Here is a 17,188-nt window from a genome sequence, read left to right on the forward strand (position 1 = left end):
GGGGAGCGGTAGCGTGGTGATCGGACTGACGGCCAGCCCACCCCCCAGCCGCCTGGAGGTCTCCCGTGGTACAGGCGTACATCCTGATCCAGACCGAAGTGGGCAAGGCCACCGCGGTCGCCGAGTCCATCGCCAAGATCCAAGGCGTCGTCCAGGCCGAGGACGTCACCGGCCCGTACGACGTGATCGTGCGTGCGGAGGCCGAATCCATCGACGACTTGGGCCGCCTGGTGGTCGCCCAGGTGCAGCAGATCGAGGGCATCACGCGCACGCTGACCTGTCCGGTGGTCCGCCTGTAGGCGCGGATACCATCGGCGGGTGGCCTCCTCCCGTCCGTTCGCGTCGCTCCCCACCCCCGTCCGCTGGCTCGCCCCGCCCGCGGCGCTGCTGGGGTGCGTGCTGCTGCTCGTCGGCAACGGCGGCGGTGACGAGGTCGCGCCGCCGGTGCCGTCCGCCGCGGTGGCGCGGTACTGCGAGGCGCTGGACCGGGCGCTGCCGCAGTCCGTCCAGGGCCACGACCGCAGGGACCCGTCACCCGCCTCGCCGTACACCGCCGCCTGGGCGAGCTCGCCGCGGACGGTGCTGCGCTGCGGCATCGAGCGGCCCGCGTACCTCGACGACGACCCGTTGAAGAACTCGCCCGAGATCAACGGGGTGCAGTGGGGCTTCGCCGAGGACGGCGACGGCGGGTACCGCTTCGTGACCACGCTGCGCAAGGCGTACGTCGAGGTGCTGGTGCCCAAGGGCGCCTTCCCGAACTACGCCGACCCGATCCCGGCGATCTCCGACGCGGTGAGGACGGCCGTTCCCGAGGGCCTCTGAGAAGTCCAGACGGGCAACCCGGCGACTACCGCAGGCCGGTGGAGCGGCGCAGGGCCGCCTGCAGCAGACGGTCGATCAGCTCCGGGTAGGGCATCCCGGTGGCCTCCCACATCTTCGGGTAGGCGGAGATCGGGGTGAAGCCGGGCATGGTGTTGATCTCGTTGACCATCCACCGCCCGTCGTCCAGCAGGAAGAAGTCGACCCGGGCGAGACCCTCGCAGCCGAGCGCCTCGAAGGCCGCGACGGCCTGGCGGCGGATCTCGGCGGTCTCCTCGGCGGTGAGCTTCGCCGGGATCTCGACCTCGGAGGAGTCGATGTACTTGGCCTCGAAGTCGTAGAACTCGAAGTCGCCGCCGACCAGGACCTCGGCGGGCAGGCTGGCGCGCGGCCCGTCCTCGAACTCCAGGACGGCGCACTCGATCTCGCGGCCCTCGACGCCCCGCTCCACGATGATCTTGGGGTCGTGGCGGCGGGCCTCCTCGATCGCCGCGTCCAGGTCGGCGAGGTCCTTGACCTTGCTGATGCCCATGGACGAGCCGGCCCGGCAGGGCTTCACGAACAGCGGCAGGCCGAGCGCGGCGATCCGCTCGCGGGCGGCGGCGCGGCCCTCCTCGGTCTCCCAGTCGCGCGGGCGGACGACCGTCCAGTCGCCGACGCCGATGCCGTGCGAGTCGAGGACGCGCTTGGTGAACTCCTTGTCCATGCCGACCGCGCTGGCCAGCACGCCGGAGCCGACGTACGGCACCCCGGAGAGCTCCAACATGCCCTGCAGGGTGCCGTCCTCGCCCCAGGGGCCGTGCAGCAGCGGCAGGACGACGTCGACCTCGCCGAGCGCCTTGGGGGTGCTGCCGGGCTCGCTGAGGACGACCTCGCGGTTGCCCGGGGCGAGCGGCAGCGCGACCTGGCCCTCGACGTGCTCGGCGACCTGGGCGACGTCGGGCAGCTTGCCGTCGGTGATGGCCATCCGGGACGGCTCGTCGCCGACCAGCGCCCAGCGGCCCTCGTGGGTGATGCCGATCGGCAGCACCTCGTACTTGCTCCGGTCGATCGACTTGAGCACGCTGCCGGCCGTGACGACCGAGATCGCGTGCTCAGAGCTGCGGCCGCCGAAGACGATCGCGACCCGGGGCTTGGCGCCGGGCTGGTTCGGGGAGGTCTGTTCGATGCTCATATCGGACGTGAGACTACCGTGCGAAACCCGCGGTTCCGGTCACCGTCGCTCCGGCTTCGCCGAGCGCGCCATCAGACCGGCGAGCACCTCCTGGGTGGGGCGCCCGTTGTGCACGACGTCGACGACCGCCTGCACGATCGGCATGTCGACCCCGTTGCGCCGGGCCAGGTCGAGCACCGACTCGCAGGACTTCACGCCCTCCGCGGTCTGCTTGGTCGCGGCCACGGTCTCCTCCAGGGTCATGCCCTTGCCGAGGTTCATGCCGAAGGTGTTGTTGCGCGACAGCGGCGAGGAGCAGGTGGCGACCAGGTCGCCCATCCCGGCGAGGCCGGCAAAGGTGTGCGCGTCCGCGCCGAGCGCCAGGCCGAGCCGGGTGGTCTCGGCCAGGCCGCGGGTGATCAGGGTGGCCTTGGTGTTGTCGCCCAGCCCCATGCCGGCCGCCATGCCGACGGCCAGGCCGATGACGTTCTTGACCGCGCCGCCGAGCTCGCAGCCCACCACGTCGGTGTTGGTGTAGGGGCGGAAGTACGGCGTGTGGCAGGCCTTCTGGAAGCGCTGGGCGACGGCCTCGTCGGTGCAGGCGACCACGCTGGCGGCCGGCTGCCGGCGGGCGATCTCCATGGCCAGGTTGGGGCCGGAGACCACCGCGACGCGCTCCGGTCCGACCCCGGCGACCTCCTGGATCACCTCGCTCATCCGCTCCGCGGTGCCGAGTTCGATGCCCTTCATCAGGCTGACCAGGACGGTCTGCGGCTCGATCAGCGGCGCCCAGGCCGCCAGGTTGGCGCGCAGGGTCTGCGAGGGCACGGCAAGCACCGCGAAGTCGGCGCCGGCCAGCGCCTCGGCGGCGTCGGTGGTGGCCCGCACGCGGGCGGGCAGGTCGATGCCCGGCAGGTAGTCCGGGTTCTCGTGGGTGCGGTCGATCGCGTCGACGAGCTCCTTGCGGCGCCCCCAGAGCACCACGTCGCAACCGGCGTCGGCGAGCACCATCGCGAAGGCGGTGCCCCAGGATCCGGTGCCGAAGACGGCGCAGCGGGTCACTCGGCACGCTCCTCGGCGTCGCCCTTGCGGGCCCGGTCGCGCTTGGCGGCCGCGGCGGCGGCGCGCTCGCGGGCGGCCTTGCGCATGTCGTAGCGCTCGGCGGGGGCCTGCTCGCCGCGGATGCCCTCCAGGACGGCGGTGATGGCCGCCATGATGTCCTCGGTGGCGTCCCTGAGGACCTGCGCGGTGAGCTCCTGGCCCTGGTACTTGCTCAGGTCGACGGGCGGTCCGGCGGCGACCGTCACCTTGTGCCGCGGGAAGAGGTGGTACTTGCCCTTACCGCCGCGGCCGTACGGCGGGATGATCTCGTGGGCGCCCCAGTGGGCGACCGGGACGACGGGCGCACCGGTCATCAGCGCGACGCGGGCGGCGCCGCTCTTGCCGGTCATCGGCCACAGGTCGGGGTCGCGGGTCAGCGTGCCCTCCGGGTAGAACTGCACGCACTGGCCGCCGTCGATGGCCTCGATGGCGGCCCGGAACGCCTCGGCGGCGTCGGTGGACTCGCGGAACACCGGGATCTGGCCGGTCTTGCGCAGCATGAAGCCGATGAACGGCACCGAGAACAGCTGGGACTTGCCGAGTATCCGCGGCGGGCGGCCGCTGTTGTACTGCCAGTGGGCGTAGAACACCGGGTCGATCACCGAATTGTGGTTGACGGCCGCGATGAAGCCGCCCTCCTTCGGCAGGTTCTCCCAGCCGCTCCATTCGGTCTTCGCCAGCGCATTGGTCACCGGCTTCACGAGGACCGCCGCGAAGCGGTACCAGATCCCGTAGTCGGCGTTGCCGAAACTGGCGTACGAGCGGCGGGCCACCCAGCTCCTCCTCATCCGGTGCGGCACGTGGGGTGCCGCGGTCCTCGATCGCCGCCCGGTGTGCCCGGGCGGGGCCCCGGCGCCGGCCCCCGTACGCCGTTCGCTGCCGCGCTTCGACGGGGTGTGACCTGCTGCTCTCCACCGGCCGGGACGGCCGGGAGGGCCCGGGGCGCCGACCAGTCTCACCCGCGGGCGGACCGGCTGTCGAGCAGCCGCCCTGGGCAGGCCCCGGGCGAGTGACCAAACGCACGCGAATCGCGGCCGCCTGGCCCGGGCCCGGGAGCCGACGCCACAATGGCGCCGATGACCGAGGACACCGTACGCCCCGCCGGCCGTCCGCCGCTGCCACCGGCCCCGGCGCTGTGGTCGCTGGTGCTGCCGGTGAAGCCGCCCGCGGTGGCCAAGAGCCGGCTGGGGCCGTTCGCCGGGCCGCACCGCCCGCGGCTGGCGCTGGCCTTCGCCCTGGACACCGCGCGGGCCGCACTGGCCTGCCCGGCGGTGGCCCGGGTGCTGGCGGTGACCCGGGACGCCGCGGCCGCGGAGCAACTCGCTCGCCTCGGTGCGCTGGTGGTGCCGGACGAGCCCGGCGGCGGCCTCAACGCGGCCCTGGCGCACGGTGCCGCGCGCGCCGCGGCGCTCGCCCCGCACGCCCCGGTGGCGGCGCTCTCCGCGGACCTGCCGGCCCTGCGGCCGGCCGAACTCGCCCGTGTGCTGGCCGCGGTGCCGTCCGGTCGCCGGGCCTTCCTGGCGGACTCCCCGGGCCTGGGCACCACCCTGCTCGCCGCACCGTCCGGCGGCGCGCTGCGGCCCGCCTTCGGGGACGGCTCGCGGCTGCGGCACGCCCTCGGCGGCGCGTGCGAACTGGAGTTGGCCGACGTGGCCTCGGTGCGGCGGGACGTGGACACCGGGGAGGACCTGCGCGAGGCGCTGGCCCTCGGCGTGGGGCCGCGGACGGCCGCCGCGGCGGCCGCCCTGGTGTGACCGCTCGCTATGCTTGCAGCCATGCAGGCCACCGCGTTCACCTTCGATCCCGGCACCCGGGCGGGCTCCGTCCTGCTCGACGACGGCACGCCGGTGCCCTTCGACGCGGCGGCCTTCGACGCCGGCGGCCTGCGGCTGCTGCGGCCCGGCCAGCGGGTGCGGATCCGCACCGAGGGCGAGGGCGCCGGGCGCCGCGTGGTCTTCGTGACGCTGCAGACCTTCCCCGACCCGGGCGCCGAGGGCGCCGAGGGCTGAGCCCCTCCCCCGTACCACTGCCCGGCCCGGCCAGGGACGGCGCCACCGCACGCGGAAGAGCTGCGCCGGCCCGCCTCCGGAATCCCGGATCCGCGGGCCGCCGCAGCTCTCGCCGTGCTCCGATCTCGCGCCGTGCTCTGACCGGCCGTCGCCCGAAGGGCCGACAGAGGCTACTTGGCGGCGGTCTTGCGCGCGGTGGTCTTGCGCGTCGTGGTCTTCTTCGCCGGGGCGGTCTTCTTGGCCGTCGCGGTGGTCTTCTTCGCCGCAGCGGCGGTGGTGGTCTTCTTGGCCGCCGCGGCGGTCTTGGCGGGAGCCGCCTTCTTCGCCGTCGCGGCGGTCTTGGCGGGAGCCGCCTTCTTCGCCGTCGCGGCGGTCTTGGCGGGAGCCGCCTTCTTCGCCGTCGCGGTGGTCTTCTTCGCCGCCGCGGCGGTCTTGGCGGGAGCCGCCTTCTTCGCGGCCGTCTTCTTGGTGGCCGCGGCGGCGGTGCCGGTGGCGGCCGCGACGCGCTTGGTGGCGGCGCGCTTGGCGGCGGCCGTGGTGGCGCCGCCCTTGCCCGGGGTGAGCGAGCCCTTGGGGGCCTTCTTGACCGAGGGGCCCTCCTTCGGCAGCTTCTTGGAGCCGCTGACGAGGTCCTTGAAGCCCTGGCCGGGACGGAAGCGCGGGACGGAGGTCTTCTTGACCTTGACGCGCTCACCGGTCTGCGGGTTGCGGGCGAAGCGCGCGGAGCGCTCCACCTTCTCGAAGGTGCCGAAGCCGGTGACCGAGACCCGGTCACCGGCCACGACGGCACGCACCATGGTGTCGAGCACTGCGTCGACGGCCTCTGCGGCAGCCTTGCGACCGCCCAGCTGCTCGGCCACCGCTTCGACAAGCTGAGCCTTGTTCACGTCTTCCCCTTCGGAAACGGGCGCCGGATGAATCCATCCGTTCATTTCGCACGTTAGGTATGTATCTGCGGACTTTCAATTACCAAACGCGTGAATCACCCTAGTGTCGCAATGGATTTGCGCGTTCGCGTCCTCAGCCGAGCGGCGGGCGCCCCGCGTCGAGGTCCTGCACAAAGCGACTCAACCGCCGGGCCGCCCCCGGGAGATCGCGCTTGGCGGTCTCCGTGACGATCAGCAGTTGACGGGTGAGAGCGGTCTTTGCTTCCGCTGACACGTTCAGCGCAGATACGCGAGCGTGGGCTTGCTTCAACCGCTCGGCCACAAGCGCGAAGAGCGCTTCGGCTTCCGGGTCGTCCGGTTCCTCAGCAGGTGAGGTCTGGTCGTCCGTCCGGCCGTCAATTCGACCGCCGGCTGCACCGCCGTTCACCTCCGGGTGCGCGGGATCGCCGCCCGCGTACGGAGGTTCGTCGTGCCGGTGCATGCAACGATTGTGCCATCTGTTGTGATGTGCCCTGCGCAAGGGGGGTCTTGGGCAAATGCCCGGTGCTGTTCCGAGTGGGTGTCAGACCCGAACTCGGACTCGAACTCCGGCCGGTCCGAAGGGCCGCATCGATGCACTCGGGGGGCCGAACGGCGGATGGCCCGCCCCCCCGAGGGGAGGCGGGCCATCCGGCGTACGCGCGGAGTTGCGGTCCGTCAGGCGACCGGCAGGGTGCGCGGCTTGAACGAGGGGCGGGTCGCCTCGAAAGCGGCGATGTCGGCCTCGTTCTGCAGCGTGATGCTGATGTCGTCCAGGCCGTTCAGCAGGCGCCAGCGGACGTTGTCGTCGAGCTCGAAGGAGGCGGTCACGCCCTCGGCGCGGACCTCGCGGGCCTCCAGGTCGACGGTGATCTCGGCGGTCGGGTCGGCCTCGACCAGCTCCCACAGCCGCTCGACGGTCTCCTGCGGCAGGACGACGGTCAGCAGGCCGTTCTTCAGCGAGTTGCCGCGGAAGATGTCGGCGAAGCGCGAGGAGATCACGGCCTGGAAGCCGTAGTTCTGCAGTGCCCAGACGGCGTGCTCGCGGGACGAGCCGGTGCCGAACTCGGGGCCGGCCACCAGGACGCTGGCGCCCTGCCGCTCGGGGCGGTTGAGGACGAAGTCCTCGTCCTTGCGCCAGGCCTCGAACAGGCCGTCCTCGAAGCCGGAGCGGGTGACCTTCTTCAGCCAGTGCGCCGGGATGATCTGGTCGGTGTCCACGTTGCTGCGGCGCAGCGGGACGGCCCGGCCGGTGTGGGTGGTGAACTTCTCCATGGCTCAGGCCTCCACGGCGACGGGGTTGGCCGCCGGGTCGGCGGGCTTCAGATCAGCAGGAGATGCCAGGTGACCCAGCACGGCGGTCGCGGCGGCGACCTGCGGGGAGACCAGGTGGGTGCGGCCGCCCTTGCCCTGGCGGCCCTCGAAGTTGCGGTTCGAGGTCGAGGCGCAGCGCTCGCCCGGGGCCAGCTGGTCCGGGTTCATGCCGAGGCACATCGAGCAGCCCGCGTGGCGCCATTCGGCGCCGGCGGCGGTGAAGACCTTGTCCAGGCCCTCCTCGACGGCCTGCAGGGCGACCCGGACGGAGCCGGGGACGACCAGCATCCGCACGCCGTCGGCGACCCGGCGGCCGTCCAGGATGTCGGCGGCGGCCCGCAGGTCCTCGATCCGGCCGTTGGTGCATGAGCCGACGAAGACGGCGTCGACGGGGACCTCGCGCAGCGGGGTGCCGGCCTCCAGGCCCATGTACTTCAGGGCGTTCTCGGCGGCGATCCGCTCCTGCGGGTCCTCGAAGTCCTCGGGGTTCGGGACGTTGGCGCCGAGCGGGGCGCCCTGGCCCGGGTTGGTGCCCCAGGTGACGAACGGCGTCAGCGAGCCGGCGTCGATGAACACCTCGGCGTCGAAGACGGCGTCCTCGTCGGTGGTCAGGGTGCGCCAGTACGCGACGGCGGCGTCCCAGTCCTCGCCCTCGGGGGCGTGCGGGCGGCCCTTGAGGTAGTCGAAGGTGGTGTCGTCGGGGGCGATCATGCCGGCCCGGGCGCCCGCCTCGATGGACATGTTGCAGATGGTCATCCGGGCCTCCATGGAGAGGCTGCGGATGGCGGAACCGCGGTACTCCAGGACGTAGCCCTGGCCGCCGCCGGTGCCGATCTTGGCGATGATGGCGAGGATCAGGTCCTTGGCGGTGACGCCCTCGGGCAGTTCGCCCTCGACAGTGATGGCCATCGTCCTGAACGGGGCCAGCGGCAGCGTCTGGGTGGCCAGCACGTGCTCGACCTGGCTGGTGCCGATGCCGAACGCCAGCGCGCCGAAGGCGCCGTGGGTGGAGGTGTGGGAGTCGCCGCAGACCACGGTGGTGCCGGGCTGGGTGAGGCCCAGCTGCGGGCCGACGACGTGCACGACGCCCTGCTCGACGTCGCCCAGCGAGTGGATGCGCACGCCGAACTCGGCGGCGTTCCTGCGCAGCGTCTCCAGCTGGACCTTGGAGACCGGGTCGGCGATCGGCTTGTCGATGTCGAGGGTCGGGGTGTTGTGGTCCTCGGTGGCGATCGTGAGATCGGTGCGGCGGACCTTGCGGCCTGCCAGCCGGAGGCCGTCGAACGCCTGCGGGCTGGTGACCTCGTGCAGCAGGTGCAGGTCGATGAAGAGGAGGTCGGGCTCGCCCTCGGCGCGCCGGACGACGTGGTCGTCCCAGACCTTCTCTGCGAGTGTCCGTCCCATCGCTTTCCCTCCAGCCGGCCGCATTGCCGGCCTTCTCGTGTCGTCGGGGTCTCTTCCGGTGCTGCCCTGGTGAGGCTCGCTGCGGAGTCGCGACCTGCACGCCGGATCGTCTGTCCAGGATGTGGACGCTTTGGTGAGGGTCCATCCTGGGTGTCTCCCGGGCTGCTGCATCAAGAGTGGCGCTTTTCTCGGAAGATTGAACTTGCGTCTCGCCCACTGAGACTGCAGTATCGAGACATGGACAACACTAGCGGCGTCGGCGTTCTCGACAAGGCCGCTCTGGTGCTGAGCGCACTGGAGTCTGGCCCCGCCACGTTGGCGGGGCTGGTCGCCGCCACCGGTCTGGCGCGGCCCACGGCCCACCGACTCGCCGTCGCACTCGAACACCACCGCCTGGTCACCCGGGACATGCAGGGCCGGTTCATCCTCGGCCCCAGACTCGCCGAGCTCTCCGCCGCGGCGGGCGAGGACCGCCTCCTCGCCACCGCCGGTCCGGTGCTCACCCACCTGCGCGACGTCACCGGCGAGAGCGCCCAGCTCTACCGCCGCCAGGGTGAGATGCGCATCTGCGTCGCCGCCGCCGAGCGGCTCTCGGGCCTGCGGGACACCGTCCCGGTCGGCTCCACCCTGCCGATGAAGGCCGGCTCCGCCGCCCAGGTCCTGCTGGCCTGGGAGGAGCCCGAGCGCCTGCACCGCGGCCTGCAGGGCGCCCGCTTCACCGCGACGGCGCTCAGCGGCGTGCGGCGCCGAGGCTGGGCCCAGTCGATCGGCGAGCGCGAGCCGGGCGTGGCGTCCGTCTCCGCGCCCGTCCGCGGCCCCTCCAACCGCGTGGTAGCCGCCGTCTCGGTCTCCGGCCCGATCGAGCGCCTCACCCGCCACCCGGGCCGGCTGCACGCCCAGGCCATCATCGAGGCCGCCAACCGCCTCACCGAGGCGCTCCGCCGCGGCTGACGCCCGGCGGCACCGGCGACGACGGAAGGGCCCGCCCCGGAACACGGGGACGGGCCCTTCGGGCTGCGCACGGGAATTCCGGGGCGGTCCGGGAAACGGGACGGGCCGGAAAACAAAAAAGCCCCGGTCACCCGGAGCTTGTTGGCTGGGGTACCAGGACTCGAACCTAGACTAAATGAACCAGAATCACTCGTGCTGCCAATTACACCATACCCCAAAAGTACCCCCGACCGGATTCGAACCGGCGCTACCGCCTTGAGAGGGCGGCGTGCTAGGCCGCTACACAACGGGGGCCCGCACCACCGAGGTGGTGCTGAGTACCCCCGACCGGATTCGAACCGGCGCTACTGCCTTGAGAGGGCAGCGTGCTAGGCCGCTACACAACGGGGGCATACTCATTCACTCTGCAATTTTCCGAAGAAACTGCGTACCCCCGACCGGATTCGAACCGGCGCTACCGCCTTGAGAGGGCGGCGTGCTAGGCCGCTACACAACGGGGGCTTGCACTACTGCTGTACTGCGCTGGGGTACCAGGACTCGAACCTAGACTAACTGAACCAGAATCAGTCGTGCTGCCAATTACACCATACCCCACCAGAGTTCAACCCCTGCGGGGCCTTCGCTCGGTGTCTTGCGCCTCCCTGCCCGGGCGGCGCAGAAAGAACATTACCCGACGCCAGGCCCGGCTCCAAAATCGATAACCGCAGGCAGGGCGCCGGGCGCCTGCGGCCCTGGTCAGCGCACCGGGGCCGCAGGCGGCGCGGACGGCCTCAGGAGGCCGGCGCGGCCTCCAGGGCGGCCCTCAGCCGACGCAGCGTCTCGGCGCGGCCCAGCAGCTCCATCGACTCGAACAGCGGCGGGGAGACCCGGCGGCCGGTCACCGCCACCCGCAGCGGGGTGAAGGCGAACTTGGGCTTGATCCCGAGGCCGTCCACCAGGGCCTCGCGCAGCGCGGCCTGGATCGCGTCCGGGGTGAAGTCGGCCAGCGCCTCCAGCGCCTGCACGGACGCCTCCAGGACCGGCCGGGCGTCGGCTCCGAGCGCCTTGGCGGCGTCGTCCGGGTCGACCGCGAAGTCCGCCGGGTCGACGAACAGGAAGCCGGCCATCGGGACGATCTCGCTCAGCACGACCATCCGCTCCTGGGTGAGCGGGGCGACGGCGGCCAGCAGGTCGAGCTGGTGCGCGGTGGGCTCGGCCGGCAGCAGTCCGGCGGCCTGCAGGTACGGCACCAGCCGGCGGACGAAGTCCTCCGGGTCGAGCGCGCGCAGGTGCTCGGCGTTGATCGCCTCACACTTCTTCAGGTCGAAGCGGGCCGGGTTGGCGTTGACCTTGGCGATGTCGAAGGCCTCCACCATCTCCGCCATGGAGAAGCGGTCCCGGTCCTCGGAGAGCGACCAGCCCAGCAGGGCCAGGTAGTTGAGCAGGCCCTCGGGCAGGAAGCCGCGCTCGCGGTAGAGGTTGAGCGAGGCCTGCGGGTCCCGCTTGGAGAGCTTCTTGTTGCCCTCGCCCATCACGTACGGCAGGTGGCCGAAGCGCGGGGTGGTGCCGCCGCCCACGCCGATGTCGGCGAGCGCCGCGTAGAGGGCGATCTGGCGCGGCGTCGAGGAGAGCAGGTCCTCGCCGCGCAGCACGTGGGTGATGCCCATCAGCGCGTCGTCGACCGGGTTGACGAGGGTGTAGAGCGGGGCGCCGTTGGCCCGGACGATGCCGTAGTCGGGCACGTCCTTGGGGTCGAAGGCGACCGGGCCGCGGACGAGGTCGTCGAAGGCGAGGGTGGTGTCCGGCATCCGGAACCGGAGGATCGGGCTGCGGCCCTCCAGCCGGTACACCGCGACCTGGTCCTCGCTCAGCTCGCGGCAGTGGCCGTCGTAGCCGGACGGCCTGCCCGCCGCGCGGGCGGCCTCGCGGCGGGCGTCGAGCTCCTCGGTGGAGCAGTAGCAGTGGTAGGCGTGCCCCGCCTCGTGCAGCCGGCGGGCGACGTCGGCGTAGACGTCCATCCGCCGGGACTGCCGGTAGGGCGCGTGCGGGCCGCCGACCTCGGGGCCCTCGTCCCAGTCGAAGCCGAGCCAGCGCATCGCGTCGAGCAGCTGGCCGTACGACTCCTCGGAGTCGCGGGCGGCGTCGGTGTCCTCGATCCGGAACACCAGGGTGCCGCCGTGGTGGCGGGCGAACGCCCAGTTGAACAGGGCGGTGCGGACCAGCCCGACGTGCGGGTTGCCGGTCGGGGACGGGCAGAAGCGGACCCGGACGTCCGGGCCCGCGAGGGAGTCAGCCACGCTTGATCACCTTGTTGGCGAGGGTGCCGATGCCTTCGACGGAGACGGCGACCTCGTCGCCGATGCTGAGGGGGCCGACGCCCGCGGGGGTGCCGGTCAGGACGACGTCGCCCGGCAGGAGCGTCATCGCCTCGGAGATGTGCGCGATCAGTTCGGGGATCGAACGCACCATCAGGGAGGTGCGGCCGGTCTGCCGCAGTTCGCCGTTGACGGTGCAGGTGATCGCCAGGTCGGACGGGTCCAGCTCGGTCTCGATCCACGGGCCGAGCGGGCAGGAGGTGTCGAAGCCCTTGGCCCGGGCCCACTGGCCCTCGCGCTGCTGGACGTCGCGCGCGGTGACGTCGTTGGCGCAGGTGTAACCGAGGATCACCTCGGGGACGCGCCCCACCGGGACCTCGCGGCACATCCGGCCGATCACCACGGCGAGCTCCGCCTCGTGCTGCACGTCCGAGGAGAACGGCGGGTAGGCGATGGACTCCGTCGGGCCGACGACCGCGGTGGACGGCTTGAAGAAGGTCAGCGGGACGTCCGGGACCTCGTTGCCGAGCTCGGCGGCGTGCGCCGCGTAGTTGCGGCCGACCGCGACGATCTTGTTGGGCAGCATCGGCGCCAGCAGGCGGACGTCCTGCATCCGGTAGCTCTCGCCGGACAGCTGCGGCGGCCCGAACGGGTGGCCGGCCAGCGCGTGCACCACCAGGGAATCGGGTTGGGCCGCATCGCCCTCGACGACGCCGAAGGAGACGCTGCCGGCGGCAGGGCTCCCTTCCCGGACGGAAAACCTGGCGATACGCACCCTGCAGCCTCTCGGTCGGTGGCCTGCTCGATCGTTCCCAGGCTATCGCGCGGGGTGCCGCCGGCCCGGGGGCACGCGGCGGCGGGGGCGCGCGGGCACCCCGGACGCCCCGGACACGCCGAGGGGCGCCGACCGGTGCGGTCGGCGCCCCTCCTGCGGGCGGGTGCGCTCAGTCCCGGGGGAGGCGCGGCGCGGGCGCCACCATCAGCTGGGTGCGGCGCGGGTTGGCCGTGCTGTCGGGCAGCTCGACGGCGTACTCGCGCGGCTCCTGCGAGGCCACCGCGCCGGGGAGCTGGGCGAAGTCCGCGACGGAGGCCAGGGTGGTCCGACGCGGGTTGGCGGTCGGCCGGACGGTGAGCGTGGACTTCGCGGCGGCCTTCGTCGGCTGGGACATGGGCGGGGCACCTTGGTTTCGCGAGGAGGACTTTTGGGCGGGCGCGGGCCTGGGAAGGCTCTCCGCGACCCCGCCAAGGGTAAGGATCTCCTGTCACAGGAGCCGTGACCAAAGCTACACATTAATCTGTGACTTTGGTCACAATTCCGTGATCCATTTCGGCTTTCGGGACATTCGGGGCGGTTCGAGAATTCGGACATAACACCCATCTCGGACATTGGTCGCACATGTCCGGGCTCCACCCGGTCGGCCGAAGGGTGCTGCGTGTCCGAAAAGAGCCGTATTACCGGCGCGTAACCGCACGGACCGTGAGAGCCTGCGCGCGGTCGGTAGCTCAGGACACCGAGTCATAACGGCCCTTGTTGGACTTCTCGCGCTGTGCTGGAATGCCACGGAAAAACTCGACACCGTCCCCCTCCGCGCCAGCGGGGAGGGGCGCCCGGTCCAGAGGTTGCGACGCCAGTGCAGGGACGTTTCAAGAGGGGCAGCGGCGCCGCGGGTGACCCGGAGTCGCGCGAGCCGGTGGCCGGCCCCCACCAGGCAGCGCCGACAGCAGGCCAGGCCGGCGGCAGCGCCGAGCCCGCCGACGACACGGTCACGGACGGCCACGACGCGGCCGACGGCAAGTCGGGCCGTTCGCGGCTCCGCAGCACGCTCAACTACCGCCGGGCGACCGGCCTCAACAGGTTCGCGCTGCGCAACTGGCGCATCCGCACGCGCCTGATCGCGCTGCTGCTGCTCCCCGTGATGGTGGCGCTCGTCCTCGGCGGTCTGCGCGTGCAGACCTCGATGGAGAACTCCCGCCAGCTGGCGCAGATGACCGACCTCGCGGACCTCGCCCGCCGCGCGACCGCGCTGGCGGACGCCCTGGAGACCGAGCGCGACATCAGCGCCGGCCCGCTCACCGCCAAGCCCGGCGAGCGGCAGGACCCGGACGTCATGGACGCCCAGAAGAACACCGACCAGCTGAGCAAGGCCTTCGCCACCAGCGCCGACAAGTTCGACGAGCTCGACCTCGCCGGTGGAAAGGCCCTGCTGCTGCAGGTCCGCAAGGACCTCAACCAGCTGTCGGAGGCGCGCGGCTCCGCGTACACCAACATCGACAACATTCAGGCCACCGTCCTGAACTACGACGTGATCATCAAGGGTCTCATCGGCATCACCGAGGAGATCGCGATCGCGTCGAACTCGACCGAGCTGATCAAGATCACCCGGGCGCTCAGCCAGTTCGCGCTGTCCAAGGAGAACGCGTCCATGCAGCGCGCGCTGATCTCCGCCGCGCTGGCCCGCCCGCAGAAGGCCGACCTCTCCCCCTCGGACGAGACCTTCGGCATCCGGCTGCAGGTCTCCGAGGAGTCCGCGCTCGCCAACTTCACCGCCATCTACGGTGACGAAGAGGCCCGCAAGAAGCGCTCCAGCCTGAGCTTCAACCAGACCATCGCGGACACCGACCGGTACACCCAGCAGGTCCTCAACACCAACGGCATCCGGCAGACCGACCCGCGCACCTACACGGACTGGTACGACGCCGCCAGCGTCAAGATCAACGCCGAGCAGCGCATCGAGACCCAGCTGCTCGAGGACCTCGACGGCAAGGCCCAGAAGCTGCAGTCCGACGCCGACACCGAGGCGCTCGTCAACGCCGCGCTGATCGCCGTCGTCCTCATCGTCGCCATCGCCGGTGCGGCCATCGTGGCCCGCTCGATGGTGCGCTCGCTGACCCGTCTGCAGACCGCGGCCGAGGACGTCGCCGAGCGCCGCCTGCCCGAGCTGGTCAAGACCCTCTCCGAGAGCGACCCGCACGACGTCGACGTCACCGTCGAACCCGTCGGCGTCGACTCCGCGGACGAGATCGGCCACGTGGCCTCCGCGTTCGACATGGTGCACCGCGAGGCCGTCCGCCTCGCCGCCGAGCAGGCCCTCCTGCGAGGCAACATCAACGCGATGTTCACCAACCTCTCGCGCCGCAGCCAGGGCCTCATCCAGCGCCAGCTGTCGCTCATCTCCGAGCTGGAGAGCCGCGAGGCCGACCCGGACCAGCTGGCCAGCCTCTTCAAGCTGGACCACCTCGCGACCCGTATGCGCCGCAACGGCGAGAACCTCCTCGTCCTCGCGGGTGAGGACCCGGGCCGCCGCTGGACCCGCCCCGTCCCGCTGGTCGACGTGCTCCGCGCCGCCGCCTCCGAGGTGGAGCAGTACGAGCGCATCGAACTCGCCGCGGTGCCGTCGACCGAGGTCGCCGGCCGCGTCGTCAACGACCTCGTCCACCTCCTCGCCGAGCTGCTGGAGAACGCGACCTCGTTCTCCAGCCCGCAGACCCGCGTCCGGGTCACCGGCCACGCGCTGCCCGACGGCCGCGTGCTGGTCGAGATCCACGACACCGGCATCGGCCTGAGCCCGGACGACCTCGCGGATATCAACGAGCGCCTCGCGAGCCCGCCCACCGTCGACGTCTCCGTCTCCCGCCGCATGGGCCTGTTCGTGGTCGGCCGCCTGTCCCTGCGACACGGCATCCGCATCCAGCTGCGTCCCAGCGACTCCGGCGGCACCACCGCACTCGTCATGCTGCCGGTGGACGTCACCAACGCCTCCGGCCGTCCGGGCCAGCGCCCCGCCGGCGGCGCGGCCGGCAAGGGCCGCGGCCTCGGCCCCACCCCGCGCCAGCAGGGCCGCGGCACCGCGGCGGAGGCCCTCGCGGGCCGCTCCGCCGCCGCGCTCGGCCAGGCCCCGACCGGTGCCCCGGCGCGTCCGCAGCTCGGTCAGGGCCCGCAGGGCGGTGCCCCGCAGCAGCCCCAGCAGCCCCAGGGCGGTCGTCCCGCCGGCGGCCTGCCGACCCGTGAGGTCGGCCAGGCGCTGCGCGAGAACGGCGCCCCGAACCAGCAGGGCCAGCAGGCCCCGCAGGGCCAGCCCAACCAGCAGGGCCTGCAGGGCCAGCCGCGGCGGGTCCCGGGCGCGTCCGGTGCCCCGGGCGCGCAGGGCGGTCCCGGCGGCCAGGCCGGCGGCCTGCCGCGCCGCGGCCCGGAGCAGGGCCCCGGCGGCCGTGCCCCGATGCCGGAGCGCCAGCGTCCGGAGGCCGGCCCGCAGGGCGGCCGTCCCGTCCCCGGCCAGCAGCGCCCGCAGGCGCCGCAGCAGCCGGGCCCGGCGGAGAACCCCGTCGAGTCCACCGTGCAGTTCGGCCGGCCGCGCTTCGAGGCCAGCGACATCGACCCGCGCGACCCGCTGGGCCTCGGCCTGGTGGAGCCGGTCCTGCCGGACCCGGCCACCCAGCCGGGCGGCGGCCAGCCGTTCGCCCAGCAGGCCCCGCAGCAGCCCCAGCCGCAGCAGCAGCAGGCCCAGCCGATGGCGCTGCCGACCGGCCCCGGCCCGGAGGACACCCAGCAGTGGTTCCGTCCGGAGGACGGCGGCCAGCAGCAGGCCCGTCCGCGCCCGCAGCAGCAGCCGCAGTACCAGCCGCAGCGCCCCGGCACCTCGGCGCCGGGCGTCCCGCCGCAGCAGCAGGCCCCGCAGGGCCCGCCGCGCCAGCAGCAGCGCCCGCAGGCGCCGCAGCAGCCGGCCGGTCCGCAGGGCGGCCCGCAGCGTCCGGGCCCGCAGGCCGGTCCGCAGCGGCCCGGTCCGCAGGGCGGTGAGCCCGGCCGCCGCGAGGCCGCCGAGGCCCCGTGGCGCCCGTCGGCCAACGACGAGCGCTGGCGCCGTGCCGAGCAGGTGCGCGAGCCCTCGACCAGCGGTCTGACCACCTCGGGTCTGCCGCGCCGCACCCCGCAGGCCAACCTGGTCTCCGGCACCGCCGAGTCGGCGCCGCTGACCGGCCCGCAGGTCTCCCGCAGCCCGGAGGAGGTCCGCGGCCGCCTGACCAACCTGCGCCGCGGCATCCAGCAGGGCCGCCAGGCCGGCCAGGGCCAGGGTCCGGCCCAGGGCCAGGGTCAGGGCCAGAACAACTTCGGCCGCCAGCAGCAGGGCTTCGACGGCTTCGGCCAGAACCACCAGGAGCGTTGAGTTGAGTCAGATGAGCCAGGCCGCACAGAACCTGAACTGGCTGATCACCAATTTCGTGGACAACACCCCCGGGGTG

16 protein-coding genes, 5 tRNA genes and 1 pseudogene are annotated in these 17,188 nt (G+C 72.6%); 7 read left to right on the forward strand and 15 right to left on the reverse strand.

Annotation, left to right across the window (positions count from 1 at the left end):
* Window positions 1-65: 65 nt before the first annotated feature.
* Both AB0O09_RS22905 and AB0O09_RS22910 read left to right on the forward strand, forming a co-directional pair.
* Entirely contained in the window at window positions 66-299 is a 234-nt protein-coding gene (locus AB0O09_RS22905) for an Lrp/AsnC ligand binding domain-containing protein (RefSeq protein ID WP_344627292.1), read from the forward strand.
* A gap of 19 nt (window positions 300-318) precedes the next feature.
* The gene (locus tag AB0O09_RS22910; RefSeq protein WP_363543889.1) at window positions 319-822 is read left to right on the forward strand and encodes a DUF3515 domain-containing protein; all 504 of its coding nucleotides are present in this window, start codon (window positions 319-321) and stop codon (window positions 820-822) included.
* A 25-nt stretch (window positions 823-847) separates the two neighbouring features.
* Here AB0O09_RS22910 and AB0O09_RS22915 read toward each other — a convergent pair whose 3' ends face one another.
* From AB0O09_RS22915 to AB0O09_RS22925, 3 genes are read right to left on the reverse strand one after another with little or no spacing between them, the layout of a single operon-like run.
* On the reverse strand, window positions 848-1,993 hold the full coding sequence (locus AB0O09_RS22915; RefSeq protein ID WP_363543892.1) for a D-alanine--D-alanine ligase family protein: 1,146 nt from the start codon (window positions 1,991-1,993) through the stop codon (window positions 848-850).
* A 39-nt stretch (window positions 1,994-2,032) separates the two neighbouring features.
* Entirely contained in the window at window positions 2,033-3,034 is a 1,002-nt protein-coding gene (locus AB0O09_RS22920) for an NAD(P)H-dependent glycerol-3-phosphate dehydrogenase (protein WP_363543895.1), read from the reverse strand.
* On the reverse strand, window positions 3,031-3,846 hold the full coding sequence (locus AB0O09_RS22925) for a lysophospholipid acyltransferase family protein (protein ID WP_363543898.1): 816 nt from the start codon (window positions 3,844-3,846) through the stop codon (window positions 3,031-3,033). The genes AB0O09_RS22920 and AB0O09_RS22925 overlap by 4 nt, the downstream gene beginning before the upstream one ends.
* A 303-nt stretch (window positions 3,847-4,149) precedes the next feature.
* Between AB0O09_RS22925 and cofC the strand changes: the two genes are divergently transcribed.
* Window positions 4,150-4,827: a 2-phospho-L-lactate guanylyltransferase gene (cofC, locus tag AB0O09_RS22930; protein WP_344627297.1), complete on the forward strand. Its 678-nt coding sequence runs from the start codon at window positions 4,150-4,152 to the stop codon at window positions 4,825-4,827.
* 21 nt (window positions 4,828-4,848) lie between these two features.
* Complete coding sequence (locus AB0O09_RS22935; RefSeq protein WP_363543900.1) at window positions 4,849-5,082, forward strand: hypothetical protein; 234 nt, start codon at window positions 4,849-4,851, stop codon at window positions 5,080-5,082.
* Window positions 5,083-5,252: 170 nt separating this feature from the next.
* Here the strand turns inward: AB0O09_RS22935 and AB0O09_RS22940 are convergent, their stop codons facing one another.
* From AB0O09_RS22940 to leuC, 4 genes are all read right to left on the reverse strand, one after another.
* Window positions 5,253-5,969, reverse strand: a complete 717-nt coding sequence (locus tag AB0O09_RS22940; protein ID WP_363543902.1) for an HU family DNA-binding protein — start codon at window positions 5,967-5,969, stop codon at window positions 5,253-5,255.
* 133 nt (window positions 5,970-6,102) lie between these two features.
* Window positions 6,103-6,291: a hypothetical protein gene (locus AB0O09_RS22945; RefSeq protein ID WP_078661527.1), complete on the reverse strand. Its 189-nt coding sequence runs from the start codon at window positions 6,289-6,291 to the stop codon at window positions 6,103-6,105.
* A gap of 374 nt (window positions 6,292-6,665) precedes the next feature.
* Complete coding sequence (gene leuD, locus AB0O09_RS22950) at window positions 6,666-7,262, reverse strand: 3-isopropylmalate dehydratase small subunit (protein ID WP_344627300.1); 597 nt, start codon at window positions 7,260-7,262, stop codon at window positions 6,666-6,668.
* Between the two features lie 3 nt (window positions 7,263-7,265).
* Complete coding sequence (gene leuC, locus AB0O09_RS22955) at window positions 7,266-8,705, reverse strand: 3-isopropylmalate dehydratase large subunit (protein WP_363543905.1); 1,440 nt, start codon at window positions 8,703-8,705, stop codon at window positions 7,266-7,268.
* A gap of 237 nt (window positions 8,706-8,942) precedes the next feature.
* Here leuC and ndgR point away from each other — a divergent pair, with 237 nt between their 5' ends.
* Window positions 8,943-9,656: an IclR family transcriptional regulator NdgR gene (gene ndgR, locus AB0O09_RS22960; RefSeq protein WP_030275730.1), complete on the forward strand. Its 714-nt coding sequence runs from the start codon at window positions 8,943-8,945 to the stop codon at window positions 9,654-9,656.
* A gap of 142 nt (window positions 9,657-9,798) precedes the next feature.
* On the opposite strand, the gene AB0O09_RS22965 is transcribed toward ndgR, so the two are convergent.
* From AB0O09_RS22965 to AB0O09_RS23000, 8 genes are all read right to left on the reverse strand, one after another.
* Window positions 9,799-9,873, reverse strand: a tRNA-Gln gene (locus tag AB0O09_RS22965).
* Between the two features lie 4 nt (window positions 9,874-9,877).
* Window positions 9,878-9,950 (reverse strand) — tRNA-Glu (locus AB0O09_RS22970).
* Window positions 9,951-9,974: 24 nt separating this feature from the next.
* Window positions 9,975-10,047, reverse strand: a tRNA-Glu gene (locus AB0O09_RS22975).
* 37 nt (window positions 10,048-10,084) lie between these two features.
* Window positions 10,085-10,157 (reverse strand) — tRNA-Glu (locus AB0O09_RS22980).
* Window positions 10,158-10,178: 21 nt separating this feature from the next.
* Window positions 10,179-10,250 (reverse strand) — tRNA-Gln (locus AB0O09_RS22985).
* Window positions 10,251-10,426: 176 nt separating this feature from the next.
* Complete coding sequence (gene gltX / locus AB0O09_RS22990; RefSeq protein WP_363543908.1) at window positions 10,427-11,932, reverse strand: glutamate--tRNA ligase; 1,506 nt, start codon at window positions 11,930-11,932, stop codon at window positions 10,427-10,429.
* Window positions 11,925-12,725: a fumarylacetoacetate hydrolase family protein gene (locus tag AB0O09_RS22995; RefSeq protein WP_363543910.1), complete on the reverse strand. Its 801-nt coding sequence runs from the start codon at window positions 12,723-12,725 to the stop codon at window positions 11,925-11,927. The genes gltX and AB0O09_RS22995 overlap by 8 nt, the downstream gene beginning before the upstream one ends.
* Before the next feature lie 169 nt (window positions 12,726-12,894).
* The gene (locus tag AB0O09_RS23000) at window positions 12,895-13,119 is read right to left on the reverse strand and encodes a hypothetical protein (protein ID WP_363543913.1); all 225 of its coding nucleotides are present in this window, start codon (window positions 13,117-13,119) and stop codon (window positions 12,895-12,897) included.
* A gap of 462 nt (window positions 13,120-13,581) precedes the next feature.
* Here AB0O09_RS23000 and AB0O09_RS23005 point away from each other — a divergent pair, with 462 nt between their 5' ends.
* Together AB0O09_RS23005 and AB0O09_RS23010 are read left to right on the forward strand one after the other, a co-directional pair.
* The gene (locus AB0O09_RS23005; RefSeq protein WP_363543915.1) at window positions 13,582-17,112 is read left to right on the forward strand and encodes a nitrate- and nitrite sensing domain-containing protein; all 3,531 of its coding nucleotides are present in this window, start codon (window positions 13,582-13,584) and stop codon (window positions 17,110-17,112) included.
* 10 nt (window positions 17,113-17,122) lie between these two features.
* Window positions 17,123-17,188 (forward strand): annotated as a pseudogene (locus AB0O09_RS23010) (roadblock/LC7 domain-containing protein); the annotation flags it as partial.

The organism is Kitasatospora sp. NPDC093679 (assembly GCF_040683455.1).
GTDB lineage: Bacteria > Actinomycetota > Actinomycetes > Streptomycetales > Streptomycetaceae > Kitasatospora > Kitasatospora arboriphila.

Excerpts from the sequence above, each read along its gene's own strand:
- AB0O09_RS22915 (WP_363543892.1), bottom strand. The coding sequence starts at position 1,993 with ATGAGCATCGAACAGACCTCCCCGAACCAGCCCGGCGCCAAGCCCCGG.
- cofC (WP_344627297.1), top strand. The coding sequence starts at position 4,150 with ATGACCGAGGACACCGTACGCCCCGCCGGCCGTCCGCCGCTGCCACCG.
- AB0O09_RS22935 (WP_363543900.1), top strand. The coding sequence starts at position 4,849 with ATGCAGGCCACCGCGTTCACCTTCGATCCCGGCACCCGGGCGGGCTCC.
- leuD (WP_344627300.1), bottom strand. The coding sequence starts at position 7,262 with ATGGAGAAGTTCACCACCCACACCGGCCGGGCCGTCCCGCTGCGCCGC.
- leuC (WP_363543905.1), bottom strand. The coding sequence starts at position 8,705 with ATGGGACGGACACTCGCAGAGAAGGTCTGGGACGACCACGTCGTCCGG.
- ndgR (WP_030275730.1), top strand. The coding sequence starts at position 8,943 with ATGGACAACACTAGCGGCGTCGGCGTTCTCGACAAGGCCGCTCTGGTG.
- AB0O09_RS23000 (WP_363543913.1), bottom strand. The coding sequence starts at position 13,119 with ATGTCCCAGCCGACGAAGGCCGCCGCGAAGTCCACGCTCACCGTCCGG.